We start from the raw sequence: 23,459 nt of genomic DNA, 5'->3' as shown, positions 1-23,459 counted from the left end.
GTCAGCTGTCCTTGCGCAGGGCGTGGGCGAGAAGGTCGAGGAAGGAGCGGTTGATGAGGCTCGACTCGGCGGGCCGCAGCGGCCGCCGCGAGAGCAGCGCGGCCTGCCCGTAGAGGGCTTCGGCGCTGGTGCGGGCCAGTTCGGGCTCGTCGATGGCGACGGCGGTGCGGACCAGCGGGTTGAGCTGGTTGAGGATGAGCTGCGCGCGCGGGGCCTCCTGGTGCAGCGCGCCGAGGATGTCGCCCCACAGCCCGCCCTCCTGCTCGCGGGCGAGCTGCGAGCGGGTCCGCTCGTGCCGCGCCTCCCGGCTGTCGATCAGCAGCGCGGGCGCGGACGCGGGCTGGAACGTCCGCAGCGCCACGTCGCAGTCGAAGACCGCGAGGGCCTCGCGGGCGCGGGCCAGGTAGGCGCCCGCCGCCAGCTCGGTCTCCCGGTCGACGGGGTCCAGGTGCGCGGTCAGCGTGGCCGGGTCGAGGTCGGCGACGGCCGTCTCCGGCCGGATCTCCGGCAGCCGGTGCACCAGCTCCCGGTCGTAGGTGTAGCCGCCGTTCACCACCCCGAGGCCGGCCGCCGACGCGATCGCCGCGACCTGCCGGAACTCCTCCACGCTCGACGTGACAAGGACCGTGCGGTGGGTGCGGGCGAACGCGTCGAGCGTGGTGTGCCCGTCGGTCGTCTCGAACGGCAGCCACGGCAGCAGCATCCGCAGGATGTCGTCGTCGTGCACCGCGAGCGACTTCACCGCGAGGTGGTGGGCCTGCAGGAAGCGGCCGAGCAGCTCCGGGTCGCTCGCCGCGGCCCGCGCGATCCACGCGCGCAACCGCTCGGCCAGCGCGTCCCGCACGGCGGCGAGCGTGTCGTCCTCGTACAGCGACTCGCGCGACGCCGTCGGGCGCAGGCTCTCCGCATCCACGACGCAGCGTACGAAGAACGCCCAGTCCGGCAGGATCTCCTGCGCCTGCTCCGACAGCAGCATGCCCTTCACGTGCACCCGGTGCCCGGTGCGCCGTCCGGCCGGCACCGCGTCGGGGAGCACGCACGCGATGCCCTTCAGACCGACCGCCGGCAGGTCCAGGTCGATGGTGTCCAGCGGGGTGAACCCGAACACCTCCTTCCCGTACGCCGCCAGGGCGCGCGAGCGGGCGCCGGGGGTGGGGTACGCACGGGACCACGGGGCGGGCTCGGGGTTCACGGGCACGGTCGCCGAGCCGTCGGTGAACGTCACCGGGTGGCGCAGCAGCGACCCGAAGTGCGCGGCCAGGGCGCGGACCTGCGCGGGGCCCGTCCACTCGGTCGCGTCCGCGCGGGGGGTCAGGGTGACGGTCGTCCCCGGCTCCGGGCGGGCCCCGGCCGGCAGGGTGCGGACCGTGTAGCTGCCGTCGCCGCGGCCCCGCCACTCCACCGTCGGGGCGTCAGGGGTCCGCGCCGAACGGCTCAGCACGTGGATCTCGTCCGCGACGAGGAAGCACGACAGCAGGCCGATGCCGAACTGGCCGATGAAGTCCGCACGCTGCTCGGCGATGCGGTCCGCGCGCTTGCTGCTGCGGCCGATCGTCGCCAGGAACGTGTGCACGTCCGCGTCCGTCAGGCCGACGCCGTCGTCCTCCACCCGCACGCGCGCGCCGTCGGCCGTCACCCGGATGCCGCCGTCGGCCGTCCCGTCGAGCGTCCGGCGCGCGGTCAGCGCGTCGACGGCGTTCTGCAGCAGTTCGCGCAGGTAGACGCGGGGGCTGGAGTAGAGGTGGTGCGAGAGGAGGTCGACGAGTCCGCGGAGGTCCACCTGGAAGGTGTGGTCGGCCGGGGTGGGGTGTGTCATGGGCTGTCCGGGTGTGTGGGTGCGGGCGGTGGTCGTGGGGCGCGCGGCGCCGCCTGCCTCTGCGGCGCCCGGGAAGGGCGGCACCCATGGGCGGGTCGCGGGCGGGCGAGCCCGCCGCGGCGGCGGAGGGCGCTGGGGGGACGCGCCGCGCAGCGGTGCGTCGCGGGTCGGCCGCGCAGCGGCGGGGCTACGCCGCGCGGCGGGGCGCTTCGGTGGTCACGCCCGCCGGTGGTGCGCGGCGAACACCTTCTCCGCGTCGGCGAGGTAGTTCCAGCCGGTGTACGCCCCGTCGAGCGCCTGGAACACCCGCCGGACGGTGTGCCGCTCGCCGGCGAGGTGCAACGCCATCGCGAAGGTGTTGAAGTCACCCTGCCAGCCGGGCCGGCGCTCGTAGGCGGGGTGCAGGATGCTGCGGTCGGCGGCCTCCCGCAACTCGGCCTGCACGGCCGGGGTCTCCAGGCAGTCGCCGTGCGACGACTCCACCCACTCCTCGATGTGCGCGTCGGCGATCAGCCGCCCCATCCGGTGGCCGTGCGGCGCCCGCGCGACCGCCGCCCGGGCGAAGGCGAGCGCGGCGCCCGGCTCCCCGCCCCAGCGGGGCTGGAGCTGCGAGACCCACTCGATGTGCGAGGAGACGTCGAGCGGGTCCCGCCGCAGCGCCGCGTCGAGGCGCGCCTCGTTGACGTCCGCGCCCAGCGACATCCCGCGCCCGGAGGTGAGCAGCTGCCGCCAGGGGGAGACCCAGTCCGGCCGCGCCTCGGCCGCGGCGAGGAGCAGCTCCTCCGCGACGTGCAGCCGCTCGTGGAAGACCCGCCACTGCTCCTGCGTGACGTGGACCGCCTGCGCGTCCGTGCGCGCCTCCCAGCCCCAGTGGATGTGCCGCACCCCGGAGATCAGCTGCGCCGCGGCGCGGTGCTCCTCGTCCTCCTCGATCGCACGGCCGATCCAGTCCTGCACGCCGTCGACCATGGCCACGATGCCGACGACGCCGTGCTCCCGGCCGAGGTCGAACGGCTCCAGGGCCCGCTTGACCCCCGCCCAGTCGCCCGCCGCGGCCGCGTCCTCCGCGGCCAGCACCCGGGTGTCGCCCATCGCCCGCAGCGTGTACATCCCACCGCGCCCGGCCCGCTCCGGCGCCAACGCGTACGGGCTCTCCGGCGGAGCCTCCCCGCCGCCCCCGAACAGTCTCCTGAACACTTCGCGCCCTCCCCAGGCCACCCGTGACCCCCGGAACGCTCCCGGCCGATCATCGCGTGCAGCATAAGCGGAGCCACTGACATCGTGACCACCGGGTTTGCGCCGGAGGTCGGGAGTCCGGCCCGGGCCCGGCCCGGGAAACCCGCTGGTGGGAGCGGGGTACGGCCGCCCATACTCGGAGACGTGTTCCTGACGATCGGTACCACGGGTACCCCCCAGCGCCCCGCATCCGACCTCGGCTTCCTGCTGCACAAGCATCCGGGGAAGGCGCAGTCGTACGCGACCTCGCACGGGACCGCGCAGGTCTTCTACCCCGAGGCGGGGGACGAGCGGTGCACGGTCGCGCTGCTGCTCGAGGTCGACCCCGTGGCGCTGGTGCGCCGTGGGCAGGGCAAGGGGCGCGGAGGCGCGCCCGACGCGGCGCTGGCCAGTTACGTCAACGACCGGCCCTACGCCGCGTCGTCCCTGCTTGCGGTCGCACTGAGCGGGGTGTTCTCGACGGCGATGAAGGGCCAGTGCAAGGCGCGGCCCGAACTCACCGACCAGGTATGGCCGTTGACCGTCGAGGTGCCCGTCCTGCCCGCCCGCGGCGGGGCCGCGCTGGTGCACCGGCTCTTCGCGCCGCTGGGGTGGGAGGTGACCGCCGAGCCGGTCGCCCTGGACCCGGAGTTCCCCGAGTGGGGCGAGTCCCGGTACGTCCGGCTCGTGCTGCGCGGCGAACTGCGACTGGCCGACGCGCTGCGCCACCTCTACGTGCTCCTCCCGGTGCTCGACGACGCCAAGCACTACTGGGTCTCCCCGGACGAGGTCGACAAGCTGCTGCGCGCCGGCGACGGCTGGCTGGCCGGGCACCCCGACCACGAGCTGATCACCAGCCGCTACCTGGCCCGCCGCCGGGGGCTGACCCGCACCGCGATGGAGCGGCTCGAACTGGTCCGGCTCGCCGAGGCCGACGACAGCGAGGTCGAGGCGATCGACAACGCGGTGGACGACGGCTCCGAGGACTCCGCGGACTCCGAGGACACCGCGGACGCCACGGGCGGCGCGGACACCGCCGGCGAGGGGCGCCCGGTGCCGCTCGCCCGGCAGCGCCGCGAGGCGATCGTCGCCGCGCTGCGGGCGGCCGGAGCGGGCCGGGTGCTCGATCTCGGCTGCGGGCAGGGCCAGTTGGTGCAGACGCTCCTCGCCGAACCGGCGTTCACCCAGGTCACCGGCGTCGACGTGTCGATGCGCGCCCTCACCGTCGCCGCCCGGCGGCTGCGCCTGGACCGGATGGGCGAGCGGCAGGCCGCGCGCGTCCAGCTGCTCCAGGGCTCGCTCACCTACACCGACACGCGGCTGGCCGGCTACGACGCGGCCGTCCTCAGCGAGGTGATCGAGCACCTCGACCTGCCCCGGCTGCCCGCCCTGGAGTACGCCGTCTTCGGCGCGGCCCGCCCCGCGACGGTGCTCGTGACCACCCCGAACGTCGAGTACAACGTCCGCTGGGAGACCCTCCCCGCCGGCCACGTCCGGCACACCGACCACCGCTTCGAGTGGACCCGCGCGGAGTTCCGCGCATGGGCCCACGCGGTGGCCGAACGGCACGGCTACGGAGTCGAGTTCACCCCCGTCGGGCTGGACGACCCCGAGGTCGGGCCGCCCACCCAGATGGCCGTGTTCAGCCGCCGCGGCGAGAGCGCTGCCAACCCGACCGCTGCCGTCCCGACCACTTCGAAGGAGACCGTCGCATGACCCGCACCCTCCCCGTCACCGACCTCTCCCTCGTCGTGCTGATCGGCGCGACCGGCTCCGGCAAGTCCACGTTCGCGCGGCGGCACTTCAAGGCGACGGAGATCGTCTCCAGCGACTTCTGCCGCGGGCTCGTCGCGGACGACGAGAACGACCAGAGCGCGACCGGCGACGCCTTCGACGTGCTGCACTACATCGCCGGCAAGCGGCTGGCCGCCGGGCGGCTGACCGTCGTCGACGCCACCAGCGTGCAGTCGGAGTCGCGCAAGCAGCTCGTACGCCTCGCGCGCGAGCACGACGTGCTGCCGATCGCGATCGTCCTCGACGTCCCCGAGGCGGTGTGCCACGCGCGCAACGCCGAGCGCCCCGACCGGGCCGGGATGCCCCGGCACGTCGTCCAGCGCCACCAGCGCGAACTCCGGCGCTCACTGCGGGGGTTGGAGCGCGAGGGCTTCCGCAAGGTGCACATCCTGCGCGGCGTGGAGGAGATCGACGCCGCGGAGATCGTCCGCGAGAAGCGGTACAACGACCTCACCCACCTCAACGGCCCCTTCGACATCGTCGGCGACATTCACGGCTGCAGCAGTGAACTGGAGTCGCTGCTCGTGAAGTTGGGATACGTCGACGGCGTGCACCCCGACGGCCGCACCGCCGTCTTCGTCGGCGACCTCGTCGACCGCGGCCCGGACAGCCCCGGTGTCCTGCGGCGCGTCATGGGCATGGTCGCGGGCGGCAGCGCGCTGTGCGTGCCGGGCAACCACGAGAACAAGCTCGGCCGCCACCTCGCCGGCCGCAACGTCCAGCTCACCCACGGCCTCGCCGAGACCGTCGAGCAACTCGCCGAGGAGACACCGGAGTTCAACGCCCAGGTCGCCGAGTTCATCCGCGGACTCGTCAGCCACTACGTCCTCGACGACGGCAAGCTCGTCGTCTGCCACGCCGGGCTGCCGGAGAAGTACCACGGCCGCACCTCCGGCCGCGTCCGCTCCCACGCGCTGTACGGCGACACCACCGGCGAGACCGACGAGTTCGGCCTTCCCGTCCGCTACCCGTGGGCGGAGGACTACCGCGGCAAGGCGGCGGTCGTGTACGGTCACACGCCCGTCCCCGCCGCGGGCTGGGTCAACAACACGATCTGCTTGGACACCGGCGCGGTCTTCGGCGGCCGGATGACGGCCCTGCGCTGGCCCGAGCGTGAACTCGTCGACGTGCCCGCCGAGAAGGTCTGGTACGAGCCGGTCAAGCCGCTCGCCCCGGCCCCCGAGGCCGCCCACGCGCACCGGCCGCTCGACCTCGCCGACGTGCACGGCCGCCGCACGGTGGAGACCCGGTACGCGGGGAACGTCGCCGTGCGCGAGGAGAACGCGGCAGCCGCGCTGGAGGTCATGAGCCGGTTCGCCGTGGACCCGCGGCTCGTCCCCTACCTCCCGCCGACGATGGCCCCGACGGCGACCTCGTCCGTCGAGGGCTACCTGGAGCACCCGGCGGAGGCGTTCCGGCAGTACGCCGCCGACGGGGTGGAGACGGTGGTGTGCGAGGAGAAGCACATGGGCTCGCGCGCCGTGCTGCTCGTCTGCCGCGACGAGGCGGCGGCCCGTGAGCGGTTCGGCGCGGACGGCGTGACCGGCTCGCTCCACACCCGCACCGGCCGGCCGTTCTTCGCCGACCCCGCGGTCACGGAAGCGGTACTGGAACGGGTCCGCGCGGCCGTCGACGGCGCCGGGCTGTGGGACGAGCTCGACACCGACTGGCTGCTGCTCGACGCCGAGCTGATGCCGTGGTCGCTGAAGGCGTCCGGGCTGCTCCGCACCCAGTACGCGGCGGTCGGCGCGGCCGCCCGCGGGGTCTTCCCGGCCGCGCTCGGCGCGCTGGAGGCCGCGGCGGCGCGCGGCGTCGACGTCGGCGACGTGCTCGCCCGGCAGCGCGACCGCGCCGCGGACGCGGACGCGTTCACCGACGCCTACCGCCGCTACTGCTGGGACACCGACGGCCTCGACGGCGTGCGACTCGCCCCGTTCCAGCTCCTCGCCGCGCGCGGCCGCTCGCTCGCCGCGCTCCCGCACACCGACCAGCTCGCCCTCATCGACCGCCTGGTCGAGCACGACGCCACCGGCCTCGTGCACCCGACCCGGCGGGTGTACGTCACGACCGGCGACGAGGAGTCCGTGCGCGCCGGTGTCGACTGGTGGCTCGACCTGACCGGCCGGGGCGGCGAGGGCATGGTCGTCAAACCCCTCGACGCGCTCGTCCGCGACCGCAGGGGCCGGCTGGTCCAGCCCGGCGTCAAGGTCCGCGGCCGCGAGTACCTCCGCATCATCTACGGCCCCGACTACACCCGCCCCGACCAGCTCACCCGCCTCCGCGACCGCCACCTCGGCCACAAGCGCTCCCTCGCCCTGCGCGAGTACGCCCTCGGCCTGGAGGCCCTCGCCCGCCTCGCCGCCGACGAACCCCTCTGGCGCGTCCACGAGCCCGTCTTCGCGGTCCTCGCCCTGGAGTCGGAACCGGTCGACCCGCGGCTGTAGGCGGTCGGCGCGGGACACGCGGGCCGGGCTGCCGTGGGGAGGGAGGCCCGGGTACCTGACAGGAGGTGTCAGGTACCCGGGCCTACGGTGCGGGCATGAGCATCGTCGAGTTCCGGCAGTACACCCTGCATCCCGGCGCGCGGGAGACCCTGATCGCGCTGTTCGAGCGCGAGTTCGTGACCGGACAGGAGGCCGTCGGTATCACCCTCGGTGGCCGGTTTCGCGACCTCGACGACCCGGACCGGTTCGTCTGGCTGCGCGCGTTCCCCGACATGGCGAGCCGGCGGCGCGCTCTGGAGGCGTTCTACGGCGGCCCGGTCTGGCGGGCGCACCGGGAGGAGGCGAACGCCACCATGGTCGACAGCGATGATGTCCACCTGCTGCGCGGCCCGGGCTTCGTCCCGCCGCCCGGCACCCGGGAGATCGTCGCCACCCTGCTCCACCCGTCCGACCCGGCGGCCTTCGACGCCTACGCCGACCGCCACCTCCGCCCCGCGCACGCCCTCCACCGCACCGAGCACGCCGCGAACGACTTCCCCGCGCTCCCCGTCCGCACGGGCGAGGACGTCCGCCTCTGGTTCGGCCCCTCCGCACCCCCGCCGCACGGCACGACCCGCCGGCTGCGGTTGGCGCCGGTGGCCTGATCCGCGGGCGCGACGTCAGACGCGCCAGGTGCGGATGCGGTCCGCGGCGCCGTAGACGTCGGTGCGGCGGGCGCGGACGTCGGTGACGAGGTCGGACAGGGCGCCGTAGGGCGCGTCGAGGCCCTCGCCGGCGTCGCCCATGTACCGCACGACGACCATCGCGGCGAAGAACGCGCTGCGCACCGGCAGCGGGTGGAGCAGGGCGAGGGTCTCCAGGAGCGCGGCGGCCCGCCAGGCGGCGTCGGGGGCGTAGCCGAGCCGGGGCTGGGACTCCTGGTGGCGGGAGATCGCGGCGCGCAGGGCGGAGTAGTCGTCCACGGCGAGCTCCTTGGGCAGGACCTCGGCCTGGATCTCGAGCAGCCACGGCATGTCGACGTAGAGCTCCACGTCAGGCGGCCTCGGTCCCGCGGCCGCCTGCGGGCCCGTCGGGCTCCTCGTCGGGGAAGGCCGTCGCGAACTCCGCGCCGTACCGGTCGATGTCCGCGCGGACGCGCGCGCCGGCCCCGTAGAGCCGGGGGTCGCGGCGGATCAGCGCGGTGATGACCGCCGAGACGGTGGTGTGCTCGGCCTCGGCGCGGCGCTTCAGCGCCTCGTAGTCCTCGTCCGGGATCCGCAGACTGATGTTCTTGGACATGCGAACCACCGTACCGCAGGTGCGGCACGGTGGCAGCGGATCGGGCGGACGCCGTCGTCAGACGCTCTCCAGCAGGAGCTGGGAGCCCGCCGTGATGAGGCCCGGGACCATGAAGTCGAGCTTCACGGTGCGGGTGGCGCCGGCGGCGAGGGTGTAGGTGCCGATGGTGTCGCGGGGGACGGTGGGGCGGACGTAGACGGTCTGCAGCTGGGCGGCCGCGCCGTCGACGGAGACGGCCATCGCGCCGTTCCAGGTGTTGCCGGGGACGTCGGTCGAGCCGGTGACGTTCGAGCCGAACACCAGGCGCGCGGTGCGGGACTGCGCACCGGTGTTGCGCAGCGCGAGCTCGACGGAGTACCGCGCGCCGTAGTTGCCCCAGCTGCGCTGGGAGGAGTCGCGCAGCGCCGCGGTGGCGGGCGCGGTCTGGTCGAGCGCGGCGACCTGGCGCTCGGTGGTGTTGAGCGCGAGCCCGAGGTGCCGGCCGGCGGCGGGGACGTCGATCGTGGTGAGGCCGGTGGTCCAGCGCGAGCCGCCGTAGACGCCCGCCTCGCGGCCGTACGTCGTGTCCGTCTGGCCGATGATGTTGCCGGTGGCGGCGTTGGAGTCGTTCTGCGAGGAGTTGATCGCCGTGTTCAGGTTCCCGTCCCGGGTGATCACGGTGTACGTGTACACGCCGCCGCTCGCCGTGACCTCCAGGAGCCCGTCCAGGATGGAGCCGGTCATCTGGATCCGCGCGGCCTGCACCACCTGCTTCGCGCCGACGGAGGTGGCGGAGAGGTACGTGCGCAGGTTGCCCGAAGCCCAGTCCGCGGAGACGGCGTAGCAGGGGCCGGTGCCGGCGCGGGCGGCCGGATCCTGGACGAGCGGTTTGTCGGCGTTCGTCCACGCGGAGCCGCGGGCGCTCACCGTCACCGCGGAGCTGCCGGGGTTGGACACCAGGACGTGCAGGTAGGCGGTGCCGCCCGTGCTGTTCTGGTGGTAGAGGTACAGCGGGAACGTGCCGGACAGGGCACGGGCGCTGCCGCCCCGGTTCGCGGTCGTCCGGGCGTGCTGCATCAGCCAGCCGGGTCCTGTGACGGTCTCCGGGTTGTTGGAGACGACGAGTTCGGGGCCCGCCATCGAGCCGGGCAGCTGCCGCAGGAGTTCCCGCGCGACGGTCGGGCCGGGGGCCGTCGGCGTCCCCGCCGTCCACTGGCTCTCGCCGATGCCGGTCGCCGCCGCGGCGAGCCTCGCCGATTGGTTCGTACCTGATACGGCCAGGGCCTCGGCAGTGGTACGGGCCGTGACCACGGCGGCGAGCGCGGCGGGCGCGGTGAGCAACAGGCGGCGCCGGCTGGGGAGACGAGACATCGCGCGGTGTTCCCTTCGTTGGGTACAGCGGGAGTGACGGCGCACATCAACCCATGTGGAGGGGTGCGCTGGCAAGACCCGCGGAATCGATTCCGCCGCTCGTCCGCGGGCGGCCCGGGTGTCGGGGCAAGGGCCGCCGAAGAAAGATCCGGTGAACCTCTTGACGCGGAACCCGAGCCTCAGCAAACTCATGCTCGTCAAGTGGTACGGACCACTTGGCCGCACACGTCCTGCGGCACAGGCTGCAGACCCTCTCCCTCTCCGGCCGGTGTCCGGAACTTCCCTAGGAGCGTCATGCCCTCCAGCAGAGGCACCCGTCTCGCGTCCGTCGCCGTGGCCCTCGGCGTCCTCACCACCGCCTGCGGCCTCGGCGGTTCCACGGACAGCGGTAACGACACCCAGGCGGCGAGCAAGCCCGGCGCCGAACTCAAGGGCACCGTCCGCTTCGAGACGCTCCAGCTGAAGCCGACGTTCACCAAGTACATCGAGGGCGTCATCGCCGCCTACGAGAAGAAGAACCCGAAGGTCGACGTCCAGTGGGTGGACGTCCCCTTCGAGGGCGCCCAGGAGAAGATGACCGCCAACGCGGTCGCGGGCACCATGGCCGACGTCGTCAACCTCAACCCGCAGTTCGCCCAGGCGCTCGAGGCCAAGGGCCTGTTCATCGACATGGACAAGGCGGCGAAGGACGTCAAGGCCGACTACGTCCCCGGCGCCTGGGACGCGTTCACCGTCCCCGGCAAGGAGGGCTCCTTCGGCATCCCGTGGTACCTCACCTCCGAGGTCACCATGTACAACAAGGACCAGTTCAAGAAGGCCGGCCTCGACGCGGAGAAGCCGCCGGCCACGCTCGACGAGCTGCTCGCCGCGGGCGAGAAGCTCTCCAAGGCGGGCAAGGGCAAGTCCTACGGCCTCCACCCGGCGCTGGAGAACCGCTTCATCGCGGACCTCGCCAAGCAGGGTGTGCCGCTGCTCGACGAGTCGGGCAAGAAGTGGACCTTCAACACGCCCGAGGCGGCGGCGTACCTCGGCAAGCTGGCCGACGCGTACAAGAAGGGCGTGTTCCCCAAGGACTCGCTCACGCAGAACCACAGCAAGGCGACCGAGGCGTACCAGGCCGGTCAGATCGGCGTCCTGCCGTCGGGGCCGAACTTCCTGACGATCATCAAGGAGAACGCCCCGAAGATCGCCGAGGCGACGGGGGTCGGTCCGCAGATCACCGGCACGTCCGGGGCGACGAACATGTCCGTCATGGGGCTGCTCGTGCCGAAGTCGAGCAAGAACCAGGCGGCGGCGGTGTCGTTCGCGACGTACATGGCGAACGCGGAGAACCAGCTGGCGTTCTCGAAGATCGTGACGGTGCTGCCGTCGGTGTCCGAGGCGCTGAAGGACCCGTACTTCACGGAGGCCGGTGACGGGTCCGCGGAGGCGCAGGCGCGGAAGATCTCGGCGGAGCAGATCGCCAAGGGCGAGAACCTGGTGCCGGTGCAGTACGACGAGCGGGTCACCAAGGCGGTCGTCGCCAAGGTGCAGTTGGCCCTGCAGGGGAAGCTCGCCCCGCAGAAGGCGCTCGACCAGGCGGTCGAGGCGGCGAACCAGATCACCGGCTGACCCGGTGAGCAGCCCTCGCCCCTGAGTGGGGCGGGGGCTTCGCCCCCTGCTGTGCGCCTTCGGCGCGTGCACGGCCTACGGCCGCGCGGCCTCGATCGCCGGCCGGGCTGATGTTTTTTGCCGCTGCACGCCGAGAACGTGCGGCGCTGAAGTCCCACCTACCCAAGGAGGACCCCGTGACCGGCCGACGCTGGTACGCCCCCTGGCTGTTCCTCGCTCCTGCGCTCGCCATCGCGGTGACCTTCTTCATCGTTCCGTTCAGCAACACCGTGGTGTTGTCGTTCACCGATGCGAGCACGCTGGGCGGGGGCCAGTTCACGGGGCTCGCGAACTACGAACGGCTGCTGCACGACAGCGAGTTCTGGCTGTCGGTGCGCAACACCGCGCTGTACGTCGTGGTGGTGGTGCCGCTGATGGTGGTGCTGCCGCTGCTGGTCGCGGTGCTGGTGCAGAAGAGGATCGCCGGGGTCGGGTTCTTCCGGGCGGTGTTCTACTCGCCGGTGGTGGCGTCGATGGTGGTGGCGGGGCTGATCTGGTCGTGGCTGCTGTCGAGCGACGGGCTGGTCAACTCGATGCTGCGGGGGCTGAAGGTGGTCGCCGAGCCGGTGCCGTTCCTGACGGACTCGACGCTGCTGCTGTTCAGCGCGATGGCGATGACGGTGTGGAAGGGGCTCGGCTACTACATGGTGGTGTACCTGGCCGCCCTGGCGAACGTCCCCAGGTCGCTCCTGGAGGCCGCGGAGGTCGACGGGGCCGGGGCCGTGCGCCGGTTCATGAGCGTGACCGTGCCGCTGCTGCGGCCGACGATGGTGCTGGTCGCGACGCTGTCGGCGATCGCCTCGGCGAAGGTGTTCGCGGAGGTCTACACCCTCAGCGACGGCAGCGCGGGACCCGGCGGGGAGGCCCGCACGATCGTCTACACCATCCGCGAGGCGGGCCTCGGCCTGAGCGGTGAGGCGGGCTACGCCTCCGCGATGAGCCTCGCGCTGTTCCTCGGCACGCTGGGCCTGTCCGTGTTCGTCACCCGTCTCAACTCCCGGGAGCAGCAGGCATGAGCGCGCCCACCACGAACCCGCCGGCCGCCGCGGTACGTCCCGCGGCGAAGAGCACCGACCGGCCGCCGGCCCCGGTCACCCCCCGGCCGCGCGCGCTGCGGCTGCGCGCCGCCGGCGGCACGGGGGTGCGGTACGTCCTGCTGCTGCTCGTGCTCGTCGTCACCGTCGGCCCGTTCCTGTGGCAGCTGTCGACGTCGCTGAAGGGGGCCGGCGAGAGCGTCTTCGGCTACCCGCCGCAACTCCTGCCGAGCCACCCGACGCTGGAGCACTACGCGAAGGCGGCGGACACCGTCCCGGTGTTCTCCTACGCGTTCAACTCGCTGCTCGTGGCGGTGGGTTGTGCGACGACGAACTGCCTGTTCGGGTCGCTCGCGGGGTACGCGCTGGCGCGGATGGAGTTCCGCGGGCGGAAGATCGCGTTCGGGATCTTCCTCGCGACGATGATCATCCCGTTCGAGTCCATCATGGTCTCGGAGTTCCTGATGATGCGCTCGCTCAGGCTCAACGACACCCTCGTCGGGGTGATGCTGCCGATGGCCGCGACCGGCCTGTCGATCCTGCTCTTCCGCAACGCGTTCCTCGGGCTGCCGAAGGAGCTGGAGGAGGCGGCGATCCTCGACGGCTGCGGGGAGTGGCAGCGGTACTGGCGGATCGCGCTCCCGTCGGTGAAGGGGACGATCGCGGTCGTCGCGATCTTCAGCTTCGTCTTCGCGTGGGACGACTTCCTGTGGCCGCTGATCGTCCTCAGCGACCCGGAGAACTACACGCTCACCGTGGGGATCCAGTACCTCTCCGGCACGTTCACCAATGACCAGCGGGTCGTGGCGGCGGGCACCATGATTGCGGTGGTTCCGCTGCTGGTTCTCTTCTTCACGCTGCAGCGGTTCTTCTTCCGAGGCGTGGGCGAAGGGGCGGTCAAGGGATGAGCACCGGTACGGGGACGGACAACGGCGTCGCCGCGGACGGCGGTCCGGGCGCGGGCGCGCCGGACGGGCGCGAGCCGAAGCACGAGGCGCTGCGCACCGCGCTCACCGCGCTGATCGACGACGGGCTCGCCCCGCACGACGCGCTGCCGAGCGAACGCGACCTGATGCAGCGGTACTCGGTCAGCCGGATGACGGTGCGGCGCGCCGTCGAGCGGCTCACCCAGGAGGGGCGCGTCTACCGGGTGCAGGGGGCGGGGACGTTCGTCGCCGACCCGGCCACCATCAGCAAGTCGCTGCACCTGACCTCGTTCTCCGAGGACATCCGCAGCCGGCGGATGGTCCCCGACAGCCGGCTGCTCGTCCTGGAGCGCACCGAGGCCGACGTCGACTGCGCCCGCGACCTGTTCCTCGTCCCCGGCACGCCGGTCGTCCACCTGGAGCGGCTGCGGACGGCCGACGACGAGCCGATGTGCCTGGAGAACGTCTGGCTGCCGGAGGCGCTCGTCCCCGGGCTCGTCGAGCACGGCGAGCCCGAGAGCCTGTACGGCTGGCTGGAGCGGGCCGGCGCCGCGCCCGAGACCGCCGACCAGACGATCCGCGCGACCGTCGTCGGCCCGCGCGAGGCCGCGCTGCTCGGGGTGCCGCCGCAGTTCCCCGCGCTGCTCGTCGAGCGCGTCACCCGGGACATCCGGGGGCGGGCCGTCGAGCGCGCGGTCAGCCTCTACCGGGCGGACCGCTACGACTACCGCCTGACGATCAGCCGGGAGCGGCGGACATGAGCACGCGCACCACCCGGTCGGGCGCGGCCGGTCCCACCCTGTCCGTCCGGGCGGCCGCCGCGATCGCCGCGGCGGGCTCCGGCGCCCGGCCGTCCGGCGGCCCGGGGCTGCGGCTCGGGGTCGACATCGGGGGGACGAAGACCGCCGTCGCCGTCTTCGGCGAGGGCGACGCGGTACTCGCCCGGGCGACGGCTCCCACCCCCGCCGCCGAGGGCGCCGCGGCCGTCGTCGCCGGCGTCCTCGAACTCGCCGGGCAGGCGCTCGCCGAGCCGGCCGCCCTCGGGGGGCGGCTGGCCGGGGTCGGCGTCGGGACGGCCGGGGTCGTCGCGCGCGACGGGCGCACCATCGCCTCCGCGACCGATGCGCTGCCGGGGTGGGCGGGCACACCCCTCTCCGCGCTCCTGGAGGACGCGCTCGGGGTGCCGGCGGTGCTGCTCGGCGACGTCCAGGCGTTCCTCGCGGGGGAGTTGGCCGCGGGGGCCGCACGGGGCGCGCGCGGCGCGGTCGCCGTCATGGCCGGTACGGGCATCGGGGGCGCGGTCGCCGTCGACGGGGCGGTCGTACGGGGCGGACGCGGGGCCGCGGGGCATCTCGGGCACGTGCCGGTCGCGGCGGCCGAGGGGCTCCTGTGCCCGTGCGGGGTACGCGGGCACGTGGAGGCGGTCGCCTCCGGGCCCGCGATGGCCGCGCTCGCGGGGGAACGCGATCTGCGGGCCGTCGCCGCGGAGGCCTCCGGCGGTTCGCTTGCCGCGCGTGACGTCCTCCGCCGCGGCGGTGCGGCGCTCGGTGAGGCCCTCGCCGGCGTCGTCAGCACGCTCGACCCCGACGTCGTCGTCCTCGCCGGCGGCGTCCTGCACGCGGGCCCCTGGTACGAGGAGGCCCTCCGCGCCTCCCTCGCCGCGAGCACGCTCCCCCTGCTGCGTTCCGTCCCCGTCGTCCCCGCCGCGCTCGGCTCCGACGCGGTCCTCCTCGGCGCGGCGTCCCTCACCCCTCGGGGCGCGCGGTGAGGCGGCCTCGGAGGCACCCGGAACCCCTGGGGGCTCCGCCCCCGGACCCCCGTCGCGGCTCCGCCGCGGATACCGGCCTCCGGCCGGTGGCCTCAATCGCCGGCCGGGCTGGTTCTTTCGGGCCTTCTCACGCCGGCCGGGCTGATTCTTCTGGGCCGTCGCCCGCCCGCCGGGCCGAGTCCTTGCCGGGTGAAGGGCGCCGCCCCCTGCGCGCCGAGCCCTCCAACGCCAGTTGGCCCGAACGAACCGCTGAAAGCTGAGGCACCCCCCGTGCACACCATCGCCCTCCTCCCCCTCGACGACCGTCCCGCCTGCTCCCGCCTCCCCACGCAGATCGCCGCCGTGGCCGGGGCGACGGCGTTGGTGCCGCCGGCCGGGCTGATGCCGCGGTTGCGGGAGCCGGGGGACGCGGAGGGGCTGGGGGAGTGGCTCAGGAAGGCCGCGGAGCGCGCGGACGCCGCCGTGGTGAGCCTGGAGACGCTGGGGCACGGCGGGCTGATCGCGTCGCGGACGCAGGCGACGACGGTGGCGCAGGTCGCCGCGCGGTGGGAGGTGCTGCGGGGGATCGCCGCACCCGTGCACGGGGTCACGCTGATCACGCGGACGCCGGACTCGCCGGACGCGATGGAGGAGCCGGCGTACTGGGACCCGCACGGCCCCGCGCTGCACCGGCTGTCCGCCGCGCTGCACCGCGCGGAGGAGTGGGGCGAGCCGGACGGCCTGACCGCGGCCAGGGAGGCCGTTCCACCGGAGATCCGGGCGGACTTCGCGCGGCGCAGGCTGCGCAACCACGCCCTGAACCTGACCGCGCTGGAACTCGCCGCGGAGGGCGTGCTGGAGAGCCTGGTGGTGGGGGCGGACGACACGGCCCCGTGGGCGGTGGCGACGGCGGAGCTGCGTCAACTGGGCTTCTGGCGGACCCGGTTGGAGGCGGACGCGCGGGTCGCCGTGCGCCCGGGTGCGGACGAGGCGACGTCGACGCTGGTCGCGCGCACGCTGCTGGGCCTGCTGGACGCCGGACCCGTGACCGTGACGATCGAGGCGGTGGACGCGAGCGGACTCGACCGGGTCGCGCCGTACGAGAACATCCCCGTCGGGCGGACGGCCGCAGGCCAGGTGGAGGCGTGCGGGGCGGTCGTCCACGCGGGGGACGCCGACGCGGACCTGGTGCTGCTGGTGCACACCCCGGACGGCGACGGCGACTGGGCCGCGGGCCCGCTCACGAAGCGCCACACGGCGGCCGAGCGCACCGCGCGGGCGCTCGCCGACCGCGCCGCCGCGTACGTACGGGCCGGCCGCGCCGTCGCGGTCGCGGACTGCGCGCAGCCGAACGGCTCGGACCCGCTGCTGGCCGACGCGCTGCTGCGGACGGGGACCGCCCACCGGCTCACCGCGTACGCGGGCTGGAACACGGCCGGCAACACGCTGGGGACGGTCGTCGCGCACGCGGTGACCGCCGTCGCCGCGCGGCGGGCCGGCCGGTTCGACGAACGCGCCCATCTGGACCTGCTCGCGCACCGGTTCACGGAGGACCACGGCTACATGACGCGGCTGCGCGCCGAGGCCCGCGCCGAACTGGGCAGCGTGCCCGGACGCCACGACCACGTCCCCGCGGACCACCCCGTCCGCGCCCGGCTGGCCGCCGGTCTCGACGCGTACGCCCGCCGACTCCCGGGCTTCGGGGCGCACCTCGACCCCGCCTCCGTCCACCTCCCCTGGCACCGCACCTTCGAAGTCGACTTCGACGTCCGCACCGCCGCCCACCGGCCCGTTGAGGAGCCCACCGCATGAGCACGACCACGCCCGCCGTCCACGCCGACGTCGCCGTCATCGGATCCGGCCTCGGGGCCGTCGCCGCAGCGCTCGCCGCCGCGCGGGCCGGGCGCCGGGTGGTCCTCGCCGCCCGGTTCGACCGCCTCGGCGGCCAGGCGACGACGCAGCTGGTGCCGGCGCTCGACGAGCACCCGCACGTCGAGACCGGCGGGGTCTCCGCGTCCTACCGGGCGTTCCGCGACCTGATCCGCGCACGCTACGACGGGGTCGCGAACCCCGGCGGCGGCTGGGTGAGCCGGGTGTGCTGCGAGCCGTCGGCCGCGGAGGCGGCGATCGAGGAGCTGCTCGCGCCGCAGGTGGACGCGGGCCGGCTCACCGTGCTGCGCGGCCTCGTCCCGGTCGCGGCGCGGCGGGAGGACGGCCGGCTGGCGTCCGTCCGGCTGCGGCGGGGCGACGGCGCGGCGACGGACCTCGTCGCCGACGTCTTCTGCGACGCCACCGAGGCCGGCGACCTGCTGCCGCTCGCCGGCGCCCCCTGGGTCGTCGGCTCCGAGGGCCGCGACGCGTACGGGGAGCCGCTCGCCCTGCCCGGCGGCCCGCAGCCGGGCGCGGTGCAGTCCTGCACGGTCGGCTTCGTCGTCGAGCACGACGAGGAGGCCGACGCCCGCCCGGTCACCGGTCCGGCCCCCGAGGGTTACGAACTCTGGCGCGACGCCCAGCCGTTCACCCTGGAGATCGCCGGCTGGGACGACCGGAAGCACCGCTACCGCATGTTCGAACACGGCCCCGACGGCCACCTGCCGTTCTGGACCTACCGCCGGCTGCGCGAGGGCGCGGTGCTCGGCGGCCGGGACGCCGCGCTGATCAACTGGGCGGGCAACGACTACGCCGACCGCTCGTCGATCGACCACCCGCAGGAGGCGTACGACCAGGCCAAGGCGCTTTCGGCGGCGTTCCTGCACTGGCTGCGCACGGAGTGTCCGCGCGACGACGGCAGGGGCCGCGGCTACCCCGGTCTGACGCTCGCCCCCGAGGTCGCGGGCACGGCCGACGGGTACGCCGAGGAGCCCTACCTGCGGGAGTCGCGCCGGCTGCGGACCGCGAGCCCGGTCCGCCAGCAGGACCTGGAGCCCGTTCCGGGCCTCGCCCGGGCGGCGAACCGGCCGGACTCCGGCGGGCTCGCGATGTACCACATGGACCTGCACAGCCGGATCGGCCGCCCCGCGAGCGCCTACGCGCCCACCGCGCCGTTCCAGGTGCCGCTCTCCGCGCTCGTCGCGCGGGAGCCCGGCAACCTGCTCGCGGCGGCGAAGAACCTCGCCGCCACCCAGGTCGCCGCCTCCGCCTACCGCGTGCACCAGGGCGAGTGGGCCGTCGGCGAGGCGGCCGGCGCACTGGCCGCGCAGTCCTGCGACCGCTCGCTCGCCCCGGCCGAGATCGTCGGCGACCGGCGCGAACTGACGCGCCTGCAGGCCCGGTTGACGGGCGACGGGGTGCCGATCGCCTGGACCCTCGACGTCCCGCCGGGCGACCCGCGCTTCACGGCCGTCCAACTGCTCGCCGCCGCAGGCGCGTTGCGCGGCCGCCGCGCCGCCGAACTCGACGTCAGGCCGCAGGAGTCGGCGGACGCCGAGGAGCGGCAGGCGCTGCACGAGGCCGCGGCGCGCCTGCTCGGCGAGCCGGAGTCCGTGTTCGCGGACCTCGACCCGACCACCTGGCACATGAGTTGGGGCGACCTCGCCGTCGCCCTCGTGCAGCGCGCCCTCGACCAGGCCGCTCCCACCGCAGGCGGTGCCCGTGTCTGACACCGCCGCCCCCGCACACCCGACCGCTACCACCGAAAGGGACCCGGTGTCCTCCACCCGAGCCCCCCGGCCCGCCCGGACCGCCGCCGCACTGCACGAGCTGGCCGGATCGTTGATCGTCTCCTGCCAGGCCCTGCCCGGGGAGGCGCTGCACGGGTCGCAGATCATGGCCCGGATGGCGCAGGCCGCGGTCGAGGGCGGGGCCGCCGCCGTCCGCATCAACTCGCCCGAGGACGTCGAGGCCGTCCGCCAGGCCGTCGCCGTACCCGTGATCGGGCTGTGGAAGGACGGCGAGAGCGGCGTCTACATCACCCCGACGCTTCGGCACGCCAGACGGATCGCGGAGGCGGGCGCGGACCTCGTCGCGCTCGACGCCACCGCGCGCCCCCGCGGCGACGGCCTGACCCTCGCCGAGACGATCGCCGCCCTGCACCGGCTCGGCATCGGCGTCCTCGCCGACGTCTCCACCCACGAGGAGGGCCTGGCCGCCGAGGCGGCGGGCGCGGACGCCGTCGCCACGACGCTGTCCGGGTACACCGAGCACAGCGCCGTCCGGAACGGCCCCGACTTCGCGCTGATCGCCTCCCTCGCCCCCGCCCTCACCGTCCCCCTGATCGCCGAGGGCCGCATCGGCACCCCCGACGAGGCCGCGCACGCGCTCGGCCTCGGCGCGCACGCCGTCGTCGTCGGCGGGGCGATCACCCGCCCCACCTCCATCACCCAGCGCTTCGCGGCCACCGTCCGCGAGCAGTCCGTCCGTTCGGCGGCCCACCCCGCACAGGAGCCCTCCGCATGACCACCGCACCCGAGTGCCACGTCGTCACCCACGTCCACTGGGACCGCGAGTGGTACCGCCCGTTCGAGTCCTTCCGCGCCCGGCTCGTCGAGCTCGCGGGCCGCGTCTGCGAGGAGCTGGACGACGGCCGCATGCAGGCGTTCCACCTCGACGGGCAGACGATCGTCCTCGCGGACGTCGAGGCGCTGCGCCCCGACCTCGCCGAGCGGCTGCGCGCCCACGCCCGCGCCGGCCGGCTCACCCTCGGCCCGTGGCACGTCCTCGCCGACAACCAGCTGGTCTCCGGCGAGAACCTGGTCCGCAACCTGCTCACCGCCCGCCGCCACGCCTCCGCGACCGGCACCCTGGCCGGCGTCGGCTACTCGCCCGACGCCTTCGGGCACCCCGCCGACCTGCCGCGCCTGCTCAACGGCTTCGGCATGGACACCGCGCTGATCTGGCGCGGCGCCCCCGACGGCGTGGCCCGCTTCCGCTGGCGCTCGCCCGACGGCTCGGAGGTCTTCGCCGTCAACCAGGGCTACCACGGCGCGGAGGTGCTGTGGCCGGACGCCGAGGCCGAGGCGAAGGACGACTCCACCGCCTACGCCGGCACCGCCACCGACGACGCCTCCACGGCCGCCACCCGGCTCGGCGACTACCTCGCCGGCGAGCACAAGCGGCTCCCGGACGGCCCCTGGCTGCTGATGAACGGCGGCGACCACCTCGCCCCGACGGGCCCCGGCGCCCGCATCCGCGACGCCGCGCCCGGCGCGGAGGCCACCGGCGCGGTGCTGCGCGAGAGCACCCTGGAGGACTTCTTCGCCGCCGCCCGCGCGGCCGCCGAGGCCCGCACCGCGGAGGGCGAGCCGCTGCCGCTCGTCGAGGGCGAACTGCGCGAGCCCGCCGGCTACCTGACGTTCATCCTGCCGGGCACGCTCTCCGCCCGCACCTACCTCAAGCAGGCCAACGCCGCCGCCCAGAACCTCCTGGAGCGCTGGGCCGAGCCCGCCCTCGCCCTGCACGCCCCGCACGACGCCACCCTGCGCGCGGACCTCGACCACGCCTGGGAGCTGCTGCTCCGCAACGCCCCGCACGACTCGCTGTGCGGGTGCAGCGTGGACGAGGTGCACCGCGAGAACGCGGTCCGATACGACCGGGTCCGACAGCTCGGCGAACACGTCGTCAGCCGCGCGCTGCTCGCCTCCGGCCTCGACGTGCGCGCCTACGGCGACCCGGTCCGCGACCACGCCGACCTCGCCGTCCTCAACCCGCACGCGGACGCCGCCGGCGGCCCCGTCACCGTCGACCTGCTCACCGCGCCCGACCGGCACCCGGTCGCGCTCACCGCCCCGGACGGCACGCCCGTCCCCTTCGAGGCCGAGACGCTGGGCGCCGAGACCGCCTTCGAGGCGGACCTCGACCTGCTGCCCGACTCCCGCCCGGCGCTGCGCCACCGGCTGCGCTTCACGTCCCCGACCGTCGACGGCCTCGGGCGCACGGTCCTGCGCGTCACCCTGGGCGACACCCCGTCGCCCGACGCCCACGCCTCCACGGAGACCGGGCGTTCGATCCCCGCGCCCGGCGGGGGCCGGCTGACCGCGGCCGACGACGCCTCGCTCACCCTGACCCGCGCGGACGGCTCGGAGCTGGCGGGCCTCGGCCTGCTCACCGACGGTGGCGACAGCGGCGACACCTACAACTACGACCCGCCGGTCCGCGACCGCACGGTCACCGCGCGGCTGGTGGGCTCCCGCAAGCGCACCTCCGCCGTGCGCACGGTCCTCGAGCTGGACGCCGTCCTCGACCTGCCGGCCGGCCTCACCGCCGACCGCTCCGGCCGGGACGAGGAGACCGTGGCCGTCCCGGTCCGGATCGAGGTCGCGCACTGGCACGGCGACCCGCTCCTTCGCTGGGACATCGCGCTCGACAACACCGTCCGGGACCACCGGCTGCGGTTCCACGCGCCCACCGCGCGCGGGGCGCAGACGTGGACCGGCGACGGGCAGTGGAGCCTGATCGAGCGCCCGGTCCGGCCCGACCTCGGCCCGCTGCCGACCGAGCGCGGCCACGAGGCCGTCTGCGGCTCGGCGCCCGTGCAGGCGCTCGGAGCGGTCGGACGCGGCGCGGACCGCACGGCGGTGTTCGCGCCCGGGCTGCCGGAGATGCGGGCGCTGGGGGCCGGGGAGACGGCCTCCGGGGCCGACCAGGAGCTCGTCGTCACCCTCCTGCGGGCCGTCGGCTGGCTCTCCCGGTTCGACCTGCGCAGCCGCACCACCGGGGCCGGGCCGATGCTGCCCACGCCCGAGGCGCAGTGCCAGGGTCCGCAGCGCTTCGAACTCGCGCTCGCACTGGGCGCGGACGTGGCCACCGACGCGCAACTCGCGCACCGCTCGGCCGCGTTCCGCACACCGCTGCGCGCCTGGCAGGTGCGGCCGGGCCGCACCGCCGCGCCGGCCGCCGGGGCGGTCCGCGCCGACGGCGCCCTCCTCGGCGTCCTGAAGCCCGCGGAGGACGGTGACGGGGTCGTCCTGCGCCTCACCAACCCGACCTCGGCCGCGGTCGAGGCGCGGGTGCACGCGCCGGAGGGCGCGGTGCTCACCCCGGTCCGTCTGGACGAGCGTCCGACGGGTGAGCCGGCGGTCCGGCAGGGGGCGGCCGAAAGCGTGTGGCAGCTCGCCCCGTTCGCCACGCTGAGTCTCCGTCTGACTCCTTCCGCGTAATCGATTCCGCGCGAGCTGACCGGCGCGAACCTCACCACGAGCCCCTTCCGTTACGACGGAGGGGGCTCGTTGTTTCGCCTTGGACGAGGTGACAAACGGGGCGAGTCTACGCGCGCAGAAAATAAACATGCGTCCATATGGGACGATCTCCGTCCGGGGGACTACTCGCCGGTATTCCGTGGTGCTACAAGTGACCCGCACCACAGTGAAACCTTCCTGTAACACCCTTCCCTGACATCGGATTTGGGGTTGATCGGCATGCTCTGGCGAAGAATCGTCCTCTCTGCCACCACCGCTCTCGCCGTCGCCGCGACGGCCCTCGGCGTCGCCCAGCCGGCCGCGGCCGCTGGCGACAACTACGTCGCCCTCGGGGACTCCTACTCCTCGGGAGTCGGCGCGGGCAGCTACTACTCGGACAGCGGTGACTGCCGCCGGAGCAGCAAGTCCTATCCCGCGCTGTGGGCCGCGTCGAACGCCCCCGCCTCCTTCTCCTTCCAGGCGTGCTCTGGCGCCACCAGCGGCACCGTCCGCAGCGGTCAGCTCGGTGCGCTGAGCGGGGCGACGACGCTCGTCAGCGTGACCGCGGGCGGCAACGACGTCGGGTTCGCCGACGTCATGCAGACCTGCGTGCTCCAGTCCGAGGCCACCTGCGTCTCCGCGGTCAACACCGCGATCAGCAAGATGAACGGGCCGCTCCCCGGCAGCCTGGCCGGCCTCTACACCGACATCCGCAGCCGCGCCTCACGCGCCCACGTCGTCGTCCTCGGCTACCCGCGCTTCTACAAGCTGAGCGGCAACTGCATCGTCGGCCTCACCGAGAACGAGCGCGCCGCGATCAACCGCGGCTCCGACACCCTGAACTCCGTCATCGCCAAGGCCGCCGCCAACGCGGGCTTCACCTACTCCAGCGTCGTCGACGAGTTCACCAACCACGAGATCTGCTCGTCCGACTCCTGGTTGCACAGCGTCGCCGTCCCGGTCTACCACTCCTACCACCCCAAGGAGGCCGGCCAGTCCGGCGGCTACCTCCCCGCTTTCCGCTCGGTCGCCTGAGCAAGGGCATGACGGCCTGACAGCGTGACGACGGCGGCGGGCCGGGGTCTCCCCGGCC

General features: G+C 74.5%; 18 protein-coding genes. 13 read left to right on the top strand and 5 right to left on the bottom strand.

What is annotated here, in order from left to right:
• Window position 1: 1 nt before the first annotated feature.
• Complete coding sequence (locus ACFWEG_RS16975; protein WP_387215509.1) at window positions 2-1,816, bottom strand: HSP90 family protein; 1,815 nt, start codon at window positions 1,814-1,816, stop codon at window positions 2-4.
• A gap of 216 nt (window positions 1,817-2,032) precedes the next feature.
• Window positions 2,033-3,013 (bottom strand): hypothetical protein, encoded by a 981-nt coding sequence (locus ACFWEG_RS16970; protein WP_387215506.1) that lies wholly within the window; start codon window positions 3,011-3,013, stop codon window positions 2,033-2,035.
• A 183-nt stretch (window positions 3,014-3,196) separates the two neighbouring features.
• Here ACFWEG_RS16970 and ACFWEG_RS16965 point away from each other — a divergent pair, with 183 nt between their 5' ends.
• From ACFWEG_RS16965 to ACFWEG_RS16955, 3 genes are all read left to right on the top strand, one after another.
• Window positions 3,197-4,747 (top strand): 3' terminal RNA ribose 2'-O-methyltransferase Hen1, encoded by a 1,551-nt coding sequence (locus tag ACFWEG_RS16965; RefSeq protein WP_387215503.1) that lies wholly within the window; start codon window positions 3,197-3,199, stop codon window positions 4,745-4,747.
• Window positions 4,744-7,269, top strand: coding sequence for a polynucleotide kinase-phosphatase (locus tag ACFWEG_RS16960; RefSeq protein WP_387215500.1), 2,526 nt, complete (start codon window positions 4,744-4,746; stop codon window positions 7,267-7,269). Before ACFWEG_RS16965 ends, ACFWEG_RS16960 begins: the two co-directional genes overlap by 4 nt.
• 95 nt (window positions 7,270-7,364) lie before the next feature.
• Entirely contained in the window at window positions 7,365-7,913 is a 549-nt protein-coding gene (locus ACFWEG_RS16955; protein WP_387215497.1) for an NIPSNAP family protein, read from the top strand.
• A 15-nt stretch (window positions 7,914-7,928) separates the two neighbouring features.
• Here the strand turns inward: ACFWEG_RS16955 and ACFWEG_RS16950 are convergent, their stop codons facing one another.
• The 3 genes from ACFWEG_RS16950 to ACFWEG_RS16940 are packed head-to-tail and all read right to left on the bottom strand — an operon-like array spanning window position 7,929 to window position 9,897.
• Entirely contained in the window at window positions 7,929-8,300 is a 372-nt protein-coding gene (locus tag ACFWEG_RS16950) for a toxin Doc (protein ID WP_387215494.1), read from the bottom strand.
• Between the two features lies 1 nt (window position 8,301).
• Window positions 8,302-8,547, bottom strand: coding sequence for a ribbon-helix-helix protein, CopG family (locus ACFWEG_RS16945; protein WP_387215491.1), 246 nt, complete (start codon window positions 8,545-8,547; stop codon window positions 8,302-8,304).
• A gap of 57 nt (window positions 8,548-8,604) precedes the next feature.
• Window positions 8,605-9,897: a DUF3370 family protein gene (locus tag ACFWEG_RS16940; RefSeq protein ID WP_387215488.1), complete on the bottom strand. Its 1,293-nt coding sequence runs from the start codon at window positions 9,895-9,897 to the stop codon at window positions 8,605-8,607.
• 294 nt (window positions 9,898-10,191) lie between these two features.
• Here ACFWEG_RS16940 and ACFWEG_RS16935 point away from each other — a divergent pair, with 294 nt between their 5' ends.
• The 10 genes from ACFWEG_RS16935 (at window position 10,192) to ACFWEG_RS16890 (ending at window position 23,401) form a co-directional block, all read left to right on the top strand.
• Complete coding sequence (locus tag ACFWEG_RS16935) at window positions 10,192-11,508, top strand: ABC transporter substrate-binding protein (protein WP_387215485.1); 1,317 nt, start codon at window positions 10,192-10,194, stop codon at window positions 11,506-11,508.
• A 176-nt stretch (window positions 11,509-11,684) separates the two neighbouring features.
• Window positions 11,685-12,563: a carbohydrate ABC transporter permease gene (locus ACFWEG_RS16930; RefSeq protein ID WP_387215482.1), complete on the top strand. Its 879-nt coding sequence runs from the start codon at window positions 11,685-11,687 to the stop codon at window positions 12,561-12,563.
• The gene (locus tag ACFWEG_RS16925; protein WP_387215479.1) at window positions 12,560-13,489 is read left to right on the top strand and encodes a carbohydrate ABC transporter permease; all 930 of its coding nucleotides are present in this window, start codon (window positions 12,560-12,562) and stop codon (window positions 13,487-13,489) included. The genes ACFWEG_RS16930 and ACFWEG_RS16925 overlap by 4 nt, the downstream gene beginning before the upstream one ends.
• Entirely contained in the window at window positions 13,486-14,268 is a 783-nt protein-coding gene (locus tag ACFWEG_RS16920; RefSeq protein WP_387215476.1) for a GntR family transcriptional regulator, read from the top strand. Before ACFWEG_RS16925 ends, ACFWEG_RS16920 begins: the two co-directional genes overlap by 4 nt.
• A complete protein-coding gene (locus ACFWEG_RS16915) occupies window positions 14,265-15,275 on the top strand; it encodes an ROK family protein (RefSeq protein WP_387215473.1) in 1,011 nt (336 codons plus the stop codon). Before ACFWEG_RS16920 ends, ACFWEG_RS16915 begins: the two co-directional genes overlap by 4 nt.
• Before the next feature lie 270 nt (window positions 15,276-15,545).
• A complete protein-coding gene (locus ACFWEG_RS16910; RefSeq protein WP_387215470.1) occupies window positions 15,546-17,066 on the top strand; it encodes a DUF4127 family protein in 1,521 nt (506 codons plus the stop codon).
• Entirely contained in the window at window positions 17,063-18,853 is a 1,791-nt protein-coding gene (locus ACFWEG_RS16905; RefSeq protein WP_387215467.1) for an FAD-dependent oxidoreductase, read from the top strand. Before ACFWEG_RS16910 ends, ACFWEG_RS16905 begins: the two co-directional genes overlap by 4 nt.
• Window positions 18,854-18,899: 46 nt before the next feature.
• Window positions 18,900-19,649 carry an N-acetylmannosamine-6-phosphate 2-epimerase gene (locus tag ACFWEG_RS16900; RefSeq protein WP_387215465.1) on the top strand — a complete coding sequence of 250 codons (750 nt, stop codon included), beginning with the start codon at window positions 18,900-18,902 and terminating at the stop codon, window positions 19,647-19,649.
• Complete coding sequence (locus ACFWEG_RS16895) at window positions 19,646-22,348, top strand: hypothetical protein (RefSeq protein WP_387215462.1); 2,703 nt, start codon at window positions 19,646-19,648, stop codon at window positions 22,346-22,348. Before ACFWEG_RS16900 ends, ACFWEG_RS16895 begins: the two co-directional genes overlap by 4 nt.
• A gap of 258 nt (window positions 22,349-22,606) precedes the next feature.
• On the top strand, window positions 22,607-23,401 hold the full coding sequence (locus ACFWEG_RS16890; protein ID WP_387215459.1) for an SGNH/GDSL hydrolase family protein: 795 nt from the start codon (window positions 22,607-22,609) through the stop codon (window positions 23,399-23,401).
• The last annotated feature ends 58 nt before the right edge of the window (window positions 23,402-23,459 follow it).

The organism is Streptomyces sp. NPDC060194 (assembly GCF_042728285.1).
Taxonomy (GTDB): domain Bacteria; phylum Actinomycetota; class Actinomycetes; order Streptomycetales; family Streptomycetaceae; genus Streptomyces.
This window is presented reverse-complemented; position numbering and strand designations above follow the sequence as displayed.